Annotated in this window: 1 protein-coding gene; it reads left to right on the top strand. The window is 70.4% G+C overall.

Annotation, left to right across the window (positions count from 1 at the left end):
* A partial coding sequence (locus Vau01_RS63050) for an ABC transporter permease subunit (protein WP_204015498.1) occupies window positions 1-758 on the top strand: 758 nt, incomplete at its 5' end.
* Window positions 759-769 lie beyond the last annotated feature (11 nt).

Here is a 769-nt window from a genome sequence, read left to right as displayed (position 1 = left end):
TCAAGAGTGAGTGGATCAAGTTCTGGTCGTTGCGATCGACCGTAGCCACCATGGCCATCGCCGCCGCCCTGCTCATCGGCATCGGCCTGCTCGCTGCGTCCCTGTTCACCGGCGACGCCACTACAGCCACGGCCGGCGCGCCACCCGGCACCGGGACGAGCGACCCGGTCTCGGCGAGCCTGGCCGGCATGACCTTCGCCCAACTCGCCTTCGGCGCACTGGGTGTGCTGTTCATGGCCGGCGAATACGGCACCGGCCAGATCCGGTCGTCGCTGGCCGCCGTCCCGAAACGGCTACCCGTCCTCTGGGCCAAGATCATCGCCTTCGCTGGAGTCGCCTTCGCCGTCGCCCTCGCCGCCGCCGCAATCGCCTTCACCGGCGGCCAGGCCATCATCGGCGACGCCGGCGCTTCCTGGTCCGACACCGGCGTAGCCCGAGCCGTGATCGGCACCGCCGTCGTCCTGACCGGATCGGGCGTGCTCGGGATCGGACTCGGCACGCTCATGCGCTCAACCCCTGCCGCGATCAGCGCCCTGTTCGGTGCGCTGTTCCTCCTCACCGGCGTCGCGCAACTCCTGCTCCCCGACAGCTGGGGCACCGCACTGCAGTACCTGCCCTCCAACGCCGCCAGCGCCTTCACCGCCGTCACCCAGCAAGCCGACGCGCTCACCCCATGGGCCGGCCTGGCCGTCTTCCTCGGCTACCTGGCCGCCGTCATCGCCGCCGCAGCCTGGCGCCTCAAGCACAACGACGTCTGACAACCCAGTGG

It is taken from the genome of Virgisporangium aurantiacum, assembly GCF_016863635.1.
GTDB classification, from domain to species: domain Bacteria; phylum Actinomycetota; class Actinomycetes; order Mycobacteriales; family Micromonosporaceae; genus Virgisporangium; species Virgisporangium aurantiacum.
This window is presented reverse-complemented; position numbering and strand designations above follow the sequence as displayed.